A 15958-nucleotide genomic window follows, 5' to 3' on the forward strand; every position below is an offset into this window, starting at 1 on the left:
ACAAGCGCCAAGCCATGCCCGTGACCCTGCAAGACAAGCTGGTCGTTGCCATCTCATCGCGCGCACTGTTCGACTTCGAGGAAGAGAACCGGCTGTTCGATGCGGGCGACGAGCAGGCCTACATGCGCCGCCAGCTGGACCTGGTGCACCAGCCGGCACGCCCGGGCATCGCCTTCCCGCTGGTGCGCAAGCTGCTGGCCTTCAATACGCCCGAAGTGCAGCGCGTGGAGGTGATGATGCTCTCGCGCAACGACCCGGCCAGCGGCATGCGCGTGTTCGCCTCGGCCAAGGCGGCCGACATGCACATAGAGCGCGGCGTGTTCACGCGCGGGCGCGATCCGTTTTCCTACCTGCGGCCGCTGGGCGCCCACCTGTTCCTCTCGGCCAACGAGGTCGATGTGCGCAAGGCCCTGTCCATCGGCTTTCCTGCTGCGCGCGTGATGGTCGACTCCACGCCCGCAGGCGACCGCTACCCGCAGGAAGTGCGCATTGCCTTCGACGGCGATGCCGTGCTGTTCTCCGACGAGGCCGAGCGCATCTACCAGCAAGGCGGGCTGCCGGCCTTTCTGCGCCATGAGGTCTCCCATGCCGCCACGCCCCTGGGAGAAGGGCCGTTCAAACCCCTGCTGCAAGCCCTTCACCAGCTTCAGCAGCAGGCGGACTCGTCCCAGACCATGCGCATTCGCACGGCCCTGGTGACGGCGCGCAGTGCGCCGGCGCACGAGCGCGCCATCCGCACATTGCTCGATTGGGGAATCACCGTGGACGAGGCCATGTTCCTCGGCGGCCTGGAAAAAGGCCCCTTCCTGCGCGAGTTCGAGCCGGATTTCTTCTTCGACGACCAATCGGGCCATGTCAGCTCGGCGGCCCGCCATGTGCCCGCAGGCCATGTGAACAGCGGCATCTCCAATCCGGACGCCGATCCGCTGAAGTAAACAATTGCAAAGGGCGGGCCGGCCGTGCTTGCAAATGCCGGTTCCGTGCCCAAATAAAGCCAATGCATTTTCCCCTCATGAACCGCTCTGCCCTGCTGCGCCGGCCACCTGTGCTGCAGGCCGCCGCTGCCGTCCTGCTGACCAGCGCCTTCATGCTGCCCGTCGCGCGCGCGCAGGCGGCCGAGACGGCCGACAAGGCGTCCACCGGACAAGCCTCGGCCAGCCCGGCGCCATTGACCAAGGGGGAAATCAAGGCCCAGCGCGAATTCAAGATGCTGGACTTCAACAAGGACGGCAAGCTCAGCCGCACCGAAGTGGCGCTGTTCCCGCGCCTGGCGGCGGCCTTCGACGAGGCCGACACTGACAAGGACGGCTACGTCTCCTATGCGGAGGTGCAGGCTTTTGCCGTCAAGTACCGCGCCGAGCGCGACAAGGCGAAGGCCAAGGCGCAGGCCGAAGAGGCAAAGGCCGCCGAGCATGCCGCAGCCGTGTCCGCTGCCAGGGACACGAAGGAAGGCGAAGGCTCAAAGGACTGAGCCTGCGCATTCAGCCACTGACACTCAAAGTCCGCCGGTACGCTTGACCTTGGGTTCCGAATAGGTCAACGGCTCCTCGCGCACCTGCAGCTTGTTGCGGGCCACGTCATCGGCCTTGCTGACCTCCTGGGCCTGCTCCACGGCCATGGCGCTGGCGCGCCACATGGACTGGATGAACTCGATGAGCTGCTTGGAAATCGGCTCCTTGGGCGGCTCCTCGACCTCTTCCTTCTGCTTGATCTCCTCGGCCAGCGTCCAGTCGCGGTTTTCCTGGTCCACCACGGACGGTTTTTCAGGATCGCGAATCACACGGCCTTCTCCGATGCGGTCCGTGGATTCGACAGGATTGGCAGCGTTCACGGGACGCACGGGCACCGCGCCCGACGCGCCGGTGGAGTACAGATCGGCGCTTTGCGGGCGCCACGGTATGGGCGATCGGTCAACAGGTGGAATTGGCATGGCTCGACCCTCTTGCTGGATGTGTGCTGTGGGCGGGAATTTCCCGCCGTCGCCTCATCATCGACAGAACCTGAAAGAACTGAAGCGCTTTTTTTGAAAGACGCCCAGGCCTGCCTCAAACCAAGGGTAAACCCTTAAACCACCCTGACCAGGCGCTAGAGGAAACGCTCCAGCATCTTGCGCGAGGCACGGTCCAGCGCCGTGCTGTCGGGCACGCTGAACTGCACGCCGTCCTGGCTGGTGATCATCAGGTGCGTGCGGCCCGACAGGCGGCGGATATCCTCCTCGGCCTTGAGCACGAGCTGCGCGGGACCGCGGTCGGTCTCCAGGTCCCAGGTGCTGGGCGTGGAATAGCTGGACACCTTGCGGATGCGCTGGATGACGGGCACGAACTCGCGCACGGCCAGATCCTGCTCGATCAGCGTGCGGGCCTGCGCGGGCAGGTGGTCCATGTGGTCCACCCACAGCGCCTCCTTGCCATCGGCACAGACCAGGGACAGGCCTTGCAGCGGCGCGGCAATCGGAAAGGCGCGCACGGGCACCACGGATTCATGGCGCGTGCCGTCGGCCAGGATCAGCACCAGGCGGCCATGGGCGTTGCGCTCCACGCGTACGCGGCTCAGATCGGCGCCGGCGGCGCAATGTTGGGCAGTGGACATGGCTTATTCCTCGATGGTGGTTGCGACCAGGGTCAGGCCTGCGGCCTGGGCATCCTCTTCGGCGCGCCGCGCCTGGGCCTGGTACAGGCGCCAGTAGGCGCCCTGCTTTTCCATCAGTTCGTCGTGCGGCCCCACTTCCACGATCTCGCCCCGGTCCATGACCACGAGGCGGTCTGCCTTGCGCAGCGTGGACAGACGGTGGGCGATGGCAATCGTCGTGCGGCCCTGCACCAGATTGTCCAGCGCCTTCTGGATTTCCTTCTCGGTCTCGGTGTCCACGGCAGAAGTGGCCTCGTCCAGGATCAGGATGCGGGGATCGATCAGCAGCGCGCGCGCGATGGAGATGCGCTGGCGCTCGCCGCCGGACAGGCCCTGGCCACGTTCGCCGACCAGGGAGTCATAGCCGTGCGGCAGGCGCAGGATGAATTCATGGGCATGGGCCGCACGCGCGGCCGCCACGATTTCCTCGCGCGTGGCGTCGGGCTTGCCGTAGGCGATGTTCTCGGCAATGGTGCCGAAGAACAGGAAGGGCTCCTGCAGCACCAGGCCGATGTTGCTGCGGAAGTCCGACACCTTGAGCCGGCGGATATCCACGCCGTCGAGCTGGATGGAGCCTTCGCTCACGTCGTAGAAGCGGCTGATCAGGTTGACCAGGGTGCTCTTGCCCGAGCCGCTGTGGCCGACCAGGCCGATCATTTCACCCGGGCGAATCTGCAGATCCAGGTTCTTGATGACGGCGCGGCTGCCGTAGCGGAAGGTCAGGTTGTCCAGCGTGATGGCACCCTGCACGCGCGGCAGCTTGACCGGGTTGACCGGGTCGGGCACGTTGCTCACGTGGTCCAGGATGTCGAAGATGCGCTTGGCGCCGGCTGCCGCCTTCTGTGTGACCGAGACGATGCGGCTCATCGAATCCAGGCGGCTGTAGAAGCGGCCGATGTAGGCGATGAAGGCCGTCAGGATACCGACCGTGATCTGGCCGCCCGCCACCAGCCAGATGCCGAAGCCCCAGACCACCAGCAGGCCGATCTCGGTCAGCAGCGTCACCGTGGGCGTGAACAGCGACCAGGTCTTGTTGACCTTGTCGTTGGCCTGCAGGTTGACCAGATTGGCCTGGGCGAAGCGGTCGGCCTCGCGCTTTTCCTGGGCGAAGGCCTTGACCACGCGGATGCCGGGAATGGTGTCGGCCAGCACATTGGTCACCTCGGACCAGACGCGGTCGATCTTCTCGAAGCCCGTGCGCAGGCGGTCACGCACCAGGTGGATCATCCAGGCGATGAAGGGCAGCGGCACCAGGGTGACCAGGGCCAGCCACGGATTGATGGAGAACAGGATGACCGAGGTCATCACGATCATCAGCACATCGGTGGCGAAATCCAGCGCGTTCAAGGATAGAAACAAATTGATGCGATCTGTTTCCGCCCCGATGCGCGCCATCAGGTCGCCCGTGCGTTTGCTGCCGTAGTAGTCCAGCGACAGCGTCAGCAGGTGGTTGTAGGTGGTCGTGCGCAGGTCCGAGCCAATGCGCTCGGAGACCTTGGCCAGCACGAAGGTGCGCGCCCAGCCCAGGCCCCAGGCCACCAGGGCCGCAGCCAGCAGGCCGCTCAGGTAGAAGACCACCAGGCTGCTGTCGATCTGCTGGCCGTTCTGGAACGGGATCAGGATCTTGTCCACGATGGGAATGGTCAGATAGGGCGCCACCAGGGTGGCGCCCGTGGAGGCCAGGGTCAGCAAAAAGCCCAGCAGCAGCTGGTGCCGGTAGGGATGGGCAAAGCGCCACAGGCGCAGCAGCACCCAGGTGGAGATCTGCGGACCCTGCTGGCGTGCGCAGGCCGGGCATTCGTCGGCCTCGGGCGGCAGCTCGGTCTGGCAGGCCGGGCAGCGGGGCACATCGTCCTCGGGCCCGTCGAAGTCCTCGCCACGCGCCATGCGCTCACGCTGGTGATCGAACTGTTGCAGCAGGCGCAATACGCCCGCCTGGTGGCGCAAGGTGAAGCGCCACAGCGCCAGCCGAGCCGCAGGACCATGCAATTCGAGGTTGCCCACGCCGCCGTGGTCCAGCGTACGCAAATTCTGATCGACAGAGAGTATCCACTCACTCCATCGCTGATCTTCAGGATCACAGGCGATGAGGCGCTGGTTGGTCAGGACAACCCAGCCTTCGCCGAAGCGCATATCCAGGGTCAGGTCAACCGTGGCGAGGGCCAGCACGTTTTCATTGGAAGCGAGCCTGGCTCGCAGCTCAGCCCCGCGGGGGCTGGCAAGGAAGGCCGAAACGTCCACAGAATGGTGTTCTTGCATGTTGAGTTGTTTTTCCCGCCCCTGGCGGCTCCTGGTGTCATGCGGGCAACCGCAGCTCCCCGGTGGATATCCCGCGCGTTGCACGGCATACCCTGCTCAACGCGCCAACCCTGGTTTAGGCTGACAACACTGCGCATGGGTTTTCTGGGCGCACAATCCTCTCCCATTCTCCGGCGATCCGAATCCGGGTCGTCGTTCACGCTTACCCGTTGACCGACATGGCGAAATTCAAAGACATCCAACTCTTGCGCACCACCTACCTGCGTGGACCCAGCGTCTGGACCTACCGTCCCGTGCTGGAGGTCTGGCTGGATCTGGGCGAGCTGGAGGACTATCCCTCGAACAAGCTTCCCGGTTTCAACGAGCGCCTGACGGCCTGGCTGCCCGACCTGGTCGAGCACCACTGCGGCGTGGGCGAGCGCGGCGGCTTCATCCAGCGCCTGGAAGGCGGCACCTGGTGCGGCCACGTGCTGGAGCACATCATCATCGAGCTGCTGAACCTGGCGGGCATGCCTGCCGAGTTCGGCCAGACCCGCGAGATCTCGCAGCGCGGCGTGTACCGCATGGTCTTCCGCTGCCCCGAGGAAACCGTGGCGCGCACGGCCCTGGCCCATGGCCACAGGCTGATCATGGCCGCCATCAATGACGAGCCCTTCGACCTGAAGGCCGCCATCAAGGCCATCAAGACCGAGATCAACGACCGCTACCTGGGCCCGAGCACGGGCTGCATCGTCGATGCGGCCGGCGAGCGCCGCATCCCCCACATCCGCCTCAATGACGGCAACCTCGTGCAACTGGGCTATGGCGCCGCGCAGCGCCGCATCTGGACCGCCGAGAGCGACCAGACCAGTGCCATCGCCGAGGGCATTGCCCAGGACAAGGACTTCACCAAGCGCCTGCTGGCCGCCTGCGGCGTGCCCGTGCCCGAAGGCCAGATCGTCCACAGCCCCGAGGAAGCCTGGGAAGTCGCGCAGGACATCGGCTTTCCCGTCACCGTCAAGCCCTCGGACGGCAACCACGCACGCGGCGTGACGCTGGACCTGCGCGACGAGGCCGACATCAAGGCCGCCTTCGCGCTGGCCCAGCCCGAAGGCTCGGACGTCATCGTCGAACGCTTCATCGACGGCACCGAGCACCGCATCCTGGTGGTGGGCGGCAAGGTGGTTGCCGCCTGCCGTGGCGAGACCGTGAGCGTGGCCGGCAATGGCAAGTCCACGGTTCGCGAACTGGTCGCCGTGGTCAACCAGGACCCGCGTCGCGGCCCCGAGCAGGAATACCCGCTGGACTGGATCAACCTCGAAGCCCCGGCCGTGAAGCTGGAACTCAAGCGCCAGAACGTCACGCCCGACACCATTCCTGCCCAGGGCACCAGCGTGCTGCTGCAGCGCAACGGCAACATGGCCATCGACTGCACCGACGAAGTCCATCCCGAAGTGGCCTACATGGCCACGCTGGCCGCCAAGATCGTGGGCCTGGACATCGCGGGCATGGACATGATCCTGCAGGACGTCTCGCGCCCCATGAAGGAGCAGGGCGGCGCCATCCTCGAAGTCAACGCCGGCCCCGGCCTGCTGATGCATCTGAAGCCCACCAGCGGCGCGCCGCGCCCCGTGGGCATGGCCATCGCCGACCACCTGTTCCCGCGCACCGAAGAGGGCACGGGCGCCGGCCGCATCCCCCTGGTCGGCATTGCCGGCACGCGCAACAACGGTTTCACGGCCCGCCTGGTGGGCTGGCTGCTGCAGCTGTCGGGCAAGCTCACGGGCGTGGCCAGCAGCGAAGGCATGTTCCTGTCCAACCGCCAGACGCAGAAGACCAATACCGCCAACTGGGCCGGCGCCCACCGGCTGCTGACCAACCGCCTGGCCCAGGCCGCCGTCATCCAGACCACGGCCCGTTCCATCCTGGAGGAAGGCCTGGCCTACGACCGCTGCCTGGTCGGCGTGGTCACCGACATGGACGGCTTCGAGCAGTTGCCCGACCATGACGTGCACGAGCAGTCACAGATGACGCGCGTGATGCGCACCCAGATCGACGTGGTGCTGGACGAAGGCGCGGGCGTGCTCAATGCCGACATCGAACAGGTGGCCGACCTGGCCCGCCTGTGCGACGGCGAGGTGCTGTTCTATTCCATGCAGGCAGACAGCCCCGTGGTAGCGGCCCACCGTTGCGAGAGCGAAGGCCGTGCCGTCTTCGTGCGCGGCAACCAGGTGATCCTGGCCACGGGCGCCGCCGAGCGCGTGCTGGGCACGCTGGACGCGCTGAGCCTGCCCGGTGGCCTGCGCCCGGACACGCCGGCCCTGCTCGCTGCCATTGCCGCGGCGTGGTCCATGGACATTGCCCCCGACCTCATCGTCGCCGGCATCAAGACCTTCGACTACACGCCGGCCGCCGCTGCGGTTTCCACCGCCGCCGCCTGAGCCCGACCACACGATGACATGCAGGCAGGCCCGGCGACGCGGGCCTGCCCTCCGAAAGAAGACACTATGCAGATCACCCGCATCCGAGCCCTGCGCGGCCCCAATCTCTGGACCCGCAGCACCGCCATCGAAGCCATCGTGCAATGCGAGCCCGGCGACTGTGACTACTCGGCCCTGGCAGGGTTCGAGGACCGGCTGCGCGCACGCTTTCCCAAGATCGGCACGCTGCAGCCGCACGGTGCCGACCAGCGCCTGTCGCTGGCCCATGTGCTGGAAGTGGCGGCCCTGTCGCTGCAGGCCCAGGCCGGCTGCCCCGTGACCTTCAGCCGCACGCACGAGACCGTGGAAGCCGGCACCTACCAGGTGGTGGTGGAGTACACCGAGGAATCCGTGGGCCGCCTGGCAATGGAACAGGCCGGTGCGCTGCTGCAGTCGGCACTGGCCGACACGCCCTTCGACGCCGACAAGGTGGTGGCCGAGCTGCGTGAACTCGACGAGGACGAGCGCATCGGCCCCTCCACAGGCTCCATCGTCGATGCGGCCGTGGCGCGCGGCATTCCCATCCGCCGCCTGACCTCGGGCTCGCTGGTGCAACTGGGTTGGGGCTCCAAGGCCCGCCGCATCCAGGCCGCCGAGCTGGACCAGACCAGCGCCGTGGCCGAGTCCATCGCCCAGGACAAGGACCTGACCAAGCGCCTGCTGCACGCCGCCGGCGTGCCCGTGCCGCTGGGCCGCCCCGTCAAGGACGTGGAAGAAGCCTGGCTCGTGGCCCAGGAAGTGGGCCTGCCCGTGGTGGTCAAGCCCCAGGACGGCAACCAGGGCAAGGGCGTGGTGGTCAACATCACCACGCACGAGCAGCTCAAGGCCGCCTTCGCCACCGCCTCGGAATTCGGCGACGACATCATGGTCGAACGCTTCCTGCCGGGCCACGACTTCCGCCTGCTGGTGGTCGGCGGCCAGCTGGTGGCCGCTGCGCGCCGCGAGCCGCCCCAGGTGCTGGGCGACGGCCAGCACACCATCCGCGAACTGGTCGAGCTGGTCAACCAGGACCCGCGCCGCGGCTCGGGCCACGGCACGGCGCTGACCAAGATCCGCCTGGACGACATCGCCATCGCGCGCATCGCCACCGAAGGGCTCACGCCCGAATCCGTGCCGGCCCAGGGCCAGCGCGTGGTGCTGCGCAACAACGCCAACCTGTCCACCGGCGGCAGCGCCACCGATGTGACGGACGACGTGCACCCCGACATCGCTGCGCGCGCCGTGGAGGCCGCCCAGACCATCGGCCTGCACATCTGCGGCGTGGACGTGGTCTGCGAGACCATGCTGCGCCCGCTGGAGGAGCAAAACGGCGGCATCGTCGAAGTCAACGCCGCGCCGGGCCTGCGCATGCACCTGGCGCCGTCCTTCGGCAAGCCGCGCAACGTGGGCGTGCCCATGGTCGATGAGCTGTTCGCACCCGGCCAGGATGGCCGCATCCCGCTGGTGGCCGTCACCGGCACCAATGGCAAGACCACGACCACGCGCCTGATCGCCCACCTGTTCACCTCGCATGGCTGGCGCACGGCCATGACCAATACCGACGGCGTCTACGTCAACGGCCGCCAGATCGACAGCGGCGACTGCTCGGGCCCGCGCAGCGCGCGCAACGCCCTGGCCCACCCCGAGACCGATGCGGCCGTGCTCGAATGCGCGCGCGGCGGCATCCTGCGCGAAGGGCTGGGCTTCGACCGCTGCCAGGTGGCCGTGGTCACCAACGTGGGCGCGGGCGACCACCTGGGCCTGAACTACATCACCACGGTGGAAGACGTGGCCGTGCTCAAGCGCGTCATCGTGCAGAACGTGGCCGCCGACGGCTATGCCGTGCTCAACGCCGCCGACCCGTTGGTCGCCGCCATGGCCTCCACCTCGCCGGGCAAGGTCATCTATTTCGCGGCCGACCGCCACCACCCCGTGATGGCCACGCACCGCGCCCAGGGCAACCGCGTGGTCTACGTGGACGGCGACAGCATCGTTGCGGCCGAAAGTTCGTGGCGCGAGACCATCGCCCTGCGCGAGATCCCCATCACGCGCAACGGCACCATCACCTTCCAGGTGGAGAACGTCATGGCCGCCATCGCCGCCGCCTGGGGCGTGGGCCTGCCGTGGCAGACCATCCGCCGCGGGCTGGCCGGCTTCGTCAACGACAGCGACAACGCCCCCGGACGCTTCAACGTCATGGACTACCGTGGCGCCACGCTGATCGCCGACTACGGCCACAACCCCGACGCCATCCGCGCCCTGGTGCAGGCCGTGGATGCCATGCCGGCCCAGCGCCGCAGCGTGGTCATCAGCGGCGCGGGCGACCGCCGCGACCAGGACATCACCGAGCAGACACAGATCCTGGGCCGCGCCTTCGACGACGTCATCCTCTACCAGGATGCCTGCCAGCGCGGCCGCGCCGACGGTGAAGTCCTGGCCCTGCTGCAGCAAGGCCTGCAAGGCGCACCGCGCACCGGCTACGTGACCCAGATCCAGGGCGAGTTCAACGCCATCGACCACGCGCTGGCGCGGCTGACGCCCGGCGACCTGTGCCTGGTGCTGGTGGATCAGGTCGAGGAAGCCCTGGAGCATCTTCGCCGCCATGTGGCGGGTGAAAACACCCCCTGAGGCGCTTTGCGCCTTCCCCCTCTCTCGCTTCGCGGGAGGGGGACGACACCCTCGGGGCGGGGCGGCCCTTCCTCGGTGTCCCTGAGTTGGGCCGCGCCACTCTCATACGCAACGCCATGATCAAACCCAGTGCGAAGTATTTCCCGCGAGGCCGGGCCTTGCTCACGGCCGCTCTGGCCACGCTGCTGCTGGGCGCCTGCGGTGCGCGCGCCGAGCAGGTGGGCGCGGTGGACACGGTGTTCAAGTTCATAGGCCCGGACCACAAGATCGTGGTCGATGCCTATGACGATCCCAAGGTGGCGGGCGTGACCTGCTATGTCTCGCGCGCCAAGACCGGCGGCATCAAGGGCGGGCTGGGCCTGGCCGAGGACCGCGCCGAAGCCTCGATCAGCTGCGTGCAGACCGGACCCATCCAGATCCCTGCGCCGCTCAAGCAGCAGGACGAGGTGTTTACCGAACGCATCTCGCTGCTGTTCAAGCGCCTGCGCGTGGTGCGCATGGTCGATGCGCAGCGCAACACCCTGGTCTACATGACCTACTCGGACCGCGTGATCGAAGGCTCGCCGCAGAACAGCGTCACGGCCGTGCCCGTGCCGCGCAACACGCCGATACCGCTGCAAAAGTAGCCTGGGCTCATTCCTGCGCCTGGGACCTGCAGGCCTGCACGAAGGCCGCCAGCGCCGGCGAGCGGCGCTTGCCTGCCCGCTGCACCAGCGAGAAATCGCGCCACATGCGCGGCAGCGTGGTCGGCAGCACGGCCAGCTCTCCCGAGGCGACCAGGGCCTGCACCAGCACGCGCGACAGGCAGCTGACGCCCAGGCCCTGCGCCACGCAGCGCGCAATCGCCTCCGAACTGCCCAGCGTGGCCGCGGCCGGCAACTGGTGCAGATGCGGCAGCAAGGCATGCTCCACCATCTCGCGCGTGCCCGAGCCCGGCTCGCGCAGCAGCCAGCGCGCACCGCGCAAGGCGGCCACGCCCAGCGGGCGCTGGCCGGCAGCCTGCACCAGCGGGTCCTGTGCTGCGGCCACGATGACGAGTTCGTCACGCATCCAGGGCTCGACCTCCAGCCCGGGCCAGTGGCTGGTGCCCTCGATCAGGCCCAGGTCCACGTCCAGCGATTCCACGGCCTGGCCCACCTCGCGCGTGTTGGCGATCTGCAGGTCCACGCTCAGGTGCGGTTGGCTGCGCGCCAGGTGCGCGAGCACAGCCGGCAGCGCATAGGTGCCTATGGTGGTGCTGGCTGCCACGCGCAGACGCACGGGCAGGCTGGCGGCCCGCACCGAAAACGCCTGCTCTATGCCCCTGGCCTGCTCCAGCAGCGCCAGCGCCTCGGGCAGCAGGGCGCGCCCCGCGTCGTTGAGCGCCAGCCGCCGGCCCACGCGCTCGAACAGCTGGGCGCCCATGGCCTGCTCCAGCTGCTGCAGCGCGGCGCTGGTGGCCGACTGCGACAGGGCCACGGCATCGGCCGCCGCCACGGTGGAGCCGGCCTGGGCAACGGCGCAGAAGATTTCAAGTTGGCGCAGGGTGAGATGCAGCATGGCGTGCAGTCTGGACGAGGCATCAACCTGTTTCCCCGGTTGATGCTACAAAAACTATTCGTTATACGAATATAGCCAAGAAATCTAAAGTGCCTCCCATGCACCGCGCTCCTGACGCGGCGCGCAGGCACCATGAACACCACTTCCCTCCCACGCTCCTCCCTCCCTGGCTGGCTTCGCCATTTGACCGAGCTTGCGCCCGGCCTGCTGCTGGCAGGCGCCATTGCCGCAGCCGCCACCTGGGGCGCACGCCAGCCCCTGCTGGCCGGCTCGGGCCTGAGCGCGCTCACGCTGGCCATCTGCATCGGCCTGGTCATCGGCAACACCGTCTATCCGCGCCTGGCGCCCAGCTGCCATGCCGGCGTGGGCCTGGCCAAGCAGCGCCTGCTGCGCGCGGGCATCGTGCTCTACGGCCTGCGGCTGACCTTCCAGGACATAGGCCATGTGGGCATGGCCGGCGTGGTGGTCGATGCCCTGGTGCTGGGCAGCACCTTCTTGCTGGCGCAGTGGCTGGGCCGCCGCGTCTTCGGGCTGGATGCGCGCACCACGGTGCTGATCGGCGCGGGCAGCTCCATCTGCGGCGCCGCTGCCGTGCTGGCCACCGAACCCGTGATCAAGGGACGTGCCGAGGACGTGGCCGTGGCCGTGGCCACCGTGGTGGTCTTCGGCACCGTCGGCACCTTTCTCTACCCCGCGCTGTTCCACTGGAACGCTTCCCACGGCTGGCTGGACATGTTGCCCGCGCAGTACGGCCTGTACGTGGGCTCCACCGTGCACGAGGTGGCCCAGGTCGTGGCCGCCGGCGAAGCCATTGCGCCCGAAGCTGCGGACGTGGCCGTGATCTCCAAGATGGTGCGCGTGATGATGCTGGCCCCCTTCCTGCTGCTGCTGTCCATGGCGGTGGCGCGCGGCAACCGCAGCAGCCAGGTGAGCGACGGCCAGCCGCGCCGCATCACCATTCCCTGGTTCGCGCTGGGCTTCGTCGCCATGGCCGGCGTGAACTCGCTGGGCGTGCTGCCCGCTGCCGTGGTGCAGGTGGGCGTGCAGCTGGACAACGCGCTGCTGGCCGTGGCCATGGCGGCCCTGGGCCTGACCACCCATGTCCGCGCCGTGCGTGCCGCAGGCACGAAGCCCCTGCTGCTGGCCGCCTTGCTTTTCGCATGGCTGCTGGTAGCGGGCCTGCTCTTCAACCGCTGGGTGCCCGGCCTGCTCTGAAGCTGCCAGCATCCCTCGACCGGCCCTGCGAGGCATCGTCTCGCAGGGCCTTTTTCATGGACGGCCTGCCTTCCAGAACAAGGGAATACCCTTAAATCAAATGCAGGCACAATTAATTTGCAATGCAAATTAATTGAACTACAAAGATAATCGAGGCATGTCCTTTGCCTCTGCCCCTCCCCGCGCCCGTCTCGGCTTTCTCATGGTCACCCTGGTACGCCAGTGGCGCCGCCAGGTCGAGGAGCAATTGCTGGCCGACGGCCTGACCGATGCCACCTGGGCGCCGCTGATCCACCTGCGCGCCTGGGGCGACGGCGTCACGCAAAAGGAACTGGCCGAGCGCGTGGGGCTGGACGGCTCCAGCCTGGTGCGCCTGCTCGATATTCTGGAAGGCCACGGCTGGGTGGAACGCCGCGCCGACCCCGGCGACCGGCGCAGCAAGCGCATCTTCCTAACCGATGAAGGCAACGGCGCCGTGGACCGCGTGCGCGCCACCATGCTGCAGGCCGAGCTGGCCATGCTGAAGGACCTGGACGATGCCGAGGTCGAGGCCATGCTGGCCGGCATGGCCAAGATCCAGGCGCGCATGGCCGCGCTGCGCACGGAAGGCGCGCCATGAGCGCCCTCCACGATGCCTATGGCCGCCTGCTGCAGGCCTCGGTCCGCTGGGGCTTCGACCCCGTGCGCCTGCGCCAGCATCTGCGCACGGCCTTTGCAGCCTGCCTGGCGCTGCTGGCCGCCTGGCAACTGGGGCTGGAGCATCCGCAGTGGGCTGCCATGGCCACCTGGGCCGCATCCCAGCCGCTGCGCGGGCAACTGCTCGAAAAAAGCTTTTTCCGGGTCGCAGGCACCGTGGCCGGCACGGCCGTGGGCGTGGGCCTGGTGCTGCTGGCCCAGGGAAACCTGCTGTGGCTGGTGCTGGGCCTGGCCGTGTGGCTGGGCCTGTGCGCGGGCGTGGGCAATCTGCAGCGCAGCTTCGTGGCCTACGGCACCATGCTGTCCGGCTATTCGGCGGCCATGGTCGCGCTGCTGGACTTCGCCCATCCCGACCAGGTCTTCGCCCTGGGCTGGGACCGGCTGTTCACGGCGCTGACCGGCGTATTCGCAGCCTTGCTCGTGGGCTGGCTGTTCACGCCCAAGGGCAGCGGCATTCCCGGCAATGCCGAGGTGCGCCAGCTGTTCGCGCAACTGCTGCGTGATCTGGCCGACAGCCTGCAGGCGCGCGGCCGTTCGTCCCTGGGCTCGCAGGAGATCGCTGCCCGCCTGCTGGCCATGGCGGTGATCGAGGAAGGGCTGGACCCGCACGCCGCCGGTTCGCAGCGCTCGCGCGAGGCCGTGCACGCGCTGCGCCGGCTCATGAATGCCCAGATCTCGGCCCTGCTGTGGCTGCGCGATGCACCATCACAGGAGCCGCCTGCGGCCTTTGGCGAGGCGCAGGCCCTGGCCGCCGCGCAGGCACTGCGTGAAGCCGCCCTGGCGCTGGAGACGCGCGTGCAGTTGCACGAGGCCGCGGCGGCCCTGGTGCGCGCACGCGAGGCCGCCGTGGCCTGGCCCGGCGCAGCCGACATGCTGGCCCCGATGGGCTTTGCAATGCAGGCCCACCTGGCCGCCACCCATGACGTGGCCCTGCCGCCCGGCCACCGCGCCCGCCAATGGCCGGTGGTGCTGCACAGCGACTGGCTGGGCGCGCGCCGCGCCATGCTGCGTGCCAGTGCGGCCATCGCCATCGTGGGCCTGCTGTGGGTGGTGACGGGCTGGAGTGGCGGTGCCTACATGCTGCTGGGCATGTCCATCATGCTGACCGTGTTCTCGGGCTTCGAGAACCCGTCGGCCACCATGCGCCATGTGACCCTGGGCCAGGCCATGGGCGTGCTGGTGGCCCTGGCCTGCCAGTGGCTGGCCTGGCCGTTCGCCAGCAGCCAGGCGGGCCTGGTGTGGCTGATGCTGCCCTTTGTCTACGTGGGCGCACTGCTGTTCTCGCACCAGCGCACCGCGCTCTCGGGCTATGACTGCAACATGGTGCTGCTGCTCCTGCTGCAGCCCCACTACCCGCAGACGGCCAGCTTCGGCCATGCGCTGGCCCTGGGGCTGGCCGTGGTGTCCGGGCCGCTGGCCGGCTGGGCGGCCTACCGCTTCATCCTGCCGGTCACGCTGCAGGGCCGGCTGCAAAGCCTGCGCTCCATGATGGTGCACGAGCTGCAGGACATGGCCGCCACGCCCGGCCATGCGCGCGATGGCCGCATCTGGCGCGCCCGCCTGTACCACCGGCTGCTGCGCCTGGTGCGCATGTCGGAGCAGGCCGGAGGGCAGTTGGGTGCGCAGGCAGCGGAGTGCGGCCTGGCCGCACTGCATGTGGGCCGCGCCATCCAGGCGCTGCACCAGCTGTCCGGGGAAGCGGCCCTGGGCGACGGCACCGCCCGCGCCGTGCGCGCCGCGCTGCTGCGCCTGCAGCGGCTGCAGCAGGCGCCCGGCCAGTGCCCGCCGCTTTTGCGCGCGCTGGCGCAGCGCGTGGCCGAACGCCATCCCGACCAGGCGCGCCAGCTGCGCCATGCCGCGCATGAGATCGCGCAGCATGAAGCCTTCTTCCGCAACGCCGGCTGAAGCACGGACCCATGCCAGAATGGCCTGCCCAGGCCGGCAGCGCCCCACGCTCCCTGTCCCCCTGTTGCAAGGAAAGCATCCATGTCGTGGAGCGACACCACCATCACCTCACAGCGCCTGGCGCTGCGCCCCTTCACCGCCGCCGATGCCGATGAGGCCTTTGCCTGCATCACGCCCACGCTGACGCGCTACCTGTCGTTCGAGCCGCCATTGACGCCTGCCGAGTTCGAGGCGGTCTGGCGCGGATGGCTGCAGGAGATCGCAGCCGGCACGGATTTCAACTTCACGCTGCGCGAGCGCACGTCAGGCCGATTCACCGGCCTGCTGGGCCTGCACCGCGCGCGCGACGCCGAGCCCGAAATCGGCATCTGGATACGCGAGGACGTGCATGGCCAGGGCTACGGCCGCGAAGCCGTGGCCGCGCTGGCAGCATGGGCCCGAGCGACCTTTGCGCCACAGTCCTTGCGCTATCCGGTGGCCGAGCCCAATACAGCCAGCCGGCGCATTGCCCAGGGGCTGGGTGGCGTGGAGGTTGAGCGCCAGAGCCTTTCAAAGTACGTGCTTGTCGTCTACCGCATACCAGGGGTCGCCACGTCGGGCGTTGCCGCCCCATGAAAACAAAGGCCGTCCCACGCGAGTGGGACGGCCTA

13 protein-coding genes are annotated in these 15958 nt (G+C 68.3%); 9 read left to right on the forward strand and 4 right to left on the reverse strand.

The annotated features are described in order from the left end of the window. The first annotated feature begins 14 nt into the window (after positions 1-14). The gene (locus ACN20X_RS27225) at positions 15-935 is read left to right on the forward strand and encodes a 5'-nucleotidase (protein WP_126310981.1); all 921 of its coding nucleotides are present in this window, start codon (positions 15-17) and stop codon (positions 933-935) included. A gap of 62 nt (positions 936-997) precedes the next feature. Next, positions 998-1471 (forward strand): EF-hand domain-containing protein, encoded by a 474-nt coding sequence (locus ACN20X_RS27230; protein ID WP_126310982.1) that lies wholly within the window; start codon positions 998-1000, stop codon positions 1469-1471. A 24-nt stretch (positions 1472-1495) separates the two neighbouring features. On the opposite strand, the gene ACN20X_RS27235 is transcribed toward ACN20X_RS27230, so the two are convergent. From ACN20X_RS27235 to ACN20X_RS27245, 3 genes are all read right to left on the reverse strand, one after another. After that, positions 1496-1930 (reverse strand): hypothetical protein, encoded by a 435-nt coding sequence (locus ACN20X_RS27235; RefSeq protein WP_016450864.1) that lies wholly within the window; start codon positions 1928-1930, stop codon positions 1496-1498. 155 nt (positions 1931-2085) lie between these two features. Beyond that, a complete protein-coding gene (locus ACN20X_RS27240) occupies positions 2086-2589 on the reverse strand; it encodes a cyanophycin metabolism-associated DUF1854 family protein (protein ID WP_016448746.1) in 504 nt (167 codons plus the stop codon). 3 nt (positions 2590-2592) lie between these two features. Next, entirely contained in the window at positions 2593-4887 is a 2295-nt protein-coding gene (locus ACN20X_RS27245) for a cyanophycin metabolism-associated ABC transporter (protein WP_473210071.1), read from the reverse strand. 218 nt (positions 4888-5105) lie between these two features. Between ACN20X_RS27245 and ACN20X_RS27250 the strand changes: the two genes are divergently transcribed. From ACN20X_RS27250 to ACN20X_RS27260, 3 genes are all read left to right on the forward strand, one after another. Next, positions 5106-7307 (forward strand): cyanophycin synthetase, encoded by a 2202-nt coding sequence (locus ACN20X_RS27250; protein ID WP_016450863.1) that lies wholly within the window; start codon positions 5106-5108, stop codon positions 7305-7307. Positions 7308-7373: 66 nt separating this feature from the next. Then, on the forward strand, positions 7374-9953 hold the full coding sequence (cphA, locus tag ACN20X_RS27255) for a cyanophycin synthetase (RefSeq protein ID WP_017407310.1): 2580 nt from the start codon (positions 7374-7376) through the stop codon (positions 9951-9953). Positions 9954-10069: 116 nt separating this feature from the next. Beyond that, the gene (locus ACN20X_RS27260) at positions 10070-10579 is read left to right on the forward strand and encodes a CreA family protein (protein ID WP_227469487.1); all 510 of its coding nucleotides are present in this window, start codon (positions 10070-10072) and stop codon (positions 10577-10579) included. 7 nt (positions 10580-10586) lie between these two features. On the opposite strand, the gene ACN20X_RS27265 is transcribed toward ACN20X_RS27260, so the two are convergent. After that, a complete protein-coding gene (locus ACN20X_RS27265) occupies positions 10587-11492 on the reverse strand; it encodes a LysR family transcriptional regulator (RefSeq protein ID WP_473210072.1) in 906 nt (301 codons plus the stop codon). Between the two features lie 132 nt (positions 11493-11624). Here ACN20X_RS27265 and ACN20X_RS27270 point away from each other — a divergent pair, with 132 nt between their 5' ends. From ACN20X_RS27270 to ACN20X_RS27285, 4 genes are all read left to right on the forward strand, one after another. Further along, positions 11625-12707 carry a YeiH family protein gene (locus tag ACN20X_RS27270; RefSeq protein WP_473210073.1) on the forward strand — a complete coding sequence of 361 codons (1083 nt, stop codon included), beginning with the start codon at positions 11625-11627 and terminating at the stop codon, positions 12705-12707. Between the two features lie 157 nt (positions 12708-12864). After that, positions 12865-13326 (forward strand): MarR family winged helix-turn-helix transcriptional regulator, encoded by a 462-nt coding sequence (locus ACN20X_RS27275; RefSeq protein ID WP_046986550.1) that lies wholly within the window; start codon positions 12865-12867, stop codon positions 13324-13326. Next, positions 13323-15308, forward strand: a complete 1986-nt coding sequence (locus tag ACN20X_RS27280; RefSeq protein WP_267178091.1) for an FUSC family protein — start codon at positions 13323-13325, stop codon at positions 15306-15308. The genes ACN20X_RS27275 and ACN20X_RS27280 overlap by 4 nt, the downstream gene beginning before the upstream one ends. A gap of 81 nt (positions 15309-15389) precedes the next feature. Beyond that, positions 15390-15923 carry a GNAT family N-acetyltransferase gene (locus ACN20X_RS27285; RefSeq protein WP_046986552.1) on the forward strand — a complete coding sequence of 178 codons (534 nt, stop codon included), beginning with the start codon at positions 15390-15392 and terminating at the stop codon, positions 15921-15923. Positions 15924-15958: the final 35 nt, after the last annotated feature.

Source organism: Delftia sp. PX-1 (genome assembly GCF_055797465.1).

Excerpts from the sequence above, each read along its gene's own strand:
- ACN20X_RS27225 (WP_126310981.1), top strand. The coding sequence starts at position 15 with ATGCCCGTGACCCTGCAAGACAAGCTGGTCGTTGCCATCTCATCGCGC.
- ACN20X_RS27230 (WP_126310982.1), top strand. The coding sequence starts at position 998 with ATGCATTTTCCCCTCATGAACCGCTCTGCCCTGCTGCGCCGGCCACCT.
- ACN20X_RS27235 (WP_016450864.1), bottom strand. The coding sequence starts at position 1,930 with ATGCCAATTCCACCTGTTGACCGATCGCCCATACCGTGGCGCCCGCAA.
- ACN20X_RS27240 (WP_016448746.1), bottom strand. The coding sequence starts at position 2,589 with ATGTCCACTGCCCAACATTGCGCCGCCGGCGCCGATCTGAGCCGCGTA.
- ACN20X_RS27245 (WP_473210071.1), bottom strand. The coding sequence starts at position 4,887 with ATGCAAGAACACCATTCTGTGGACGTTTCGGCCTTCCTTGCCAGCCCC.
- ACN20X_RS27250 (WP_016450863.1), top strand. The coding sequence starts at position 5,106 with ATGGCGAAATTCAAAGACATCCAACTCTTGCGCACCACCTACCTGCGT.
- cphA (WP_017407310.1), top strand. The coding sequence starts at position 7,374 with ATGCAGATCACCCGCATCCGAGCCCTGCGCGGCCCCAATCTCTGGACC.
- ACN20X_RS27260 (WP_227469487.1), top strand. The coding sequence starts at position 10,070 with ATGATCAAACCCAGTGCGAAGTATTTCCCGCGAGGCCGGGCCTTGCTC.
- ACN20X_RS27265 (WP_473210072.1), bottom strand. The coding sequence starts at position 11,492 with ATGCTGCATCTCACCCTGCGCCAACTTGAAATCTTCTGCGCCGTTGCC.
- ACN20X_RS27270 (WP_473210073.1), top strand. The coding sequence starts at position 11,625 with ATGAACACCACTTCCCTCCCACGCTCCTCCCTCCCTGGCTGGCTTCGC.
- ACN20X_RS27275 (WP_046986550.1), top strand. The coding sequence starts at position 12,865 with ATGTCCTTTGCCTCTGCCCCTCCCCGCGCCCGTCTCGGCTTTCTCATG.
- ACN20X_RS27280 (WP_267178091.1), top strand. The coding sequence starts at position 13,323 with ATGAGCGCCCTCCACGATGCCTATGGCCGCCTGCTGCAGGCCTCGGTC.
- ACN20X_RS27285 (WP_046986552.1), top strand. The coding sequence starts at position 15,390 with ATGTCGTGGAGCGACACCACCATCACCTCACAGCGCCTGGCGCTGCGC.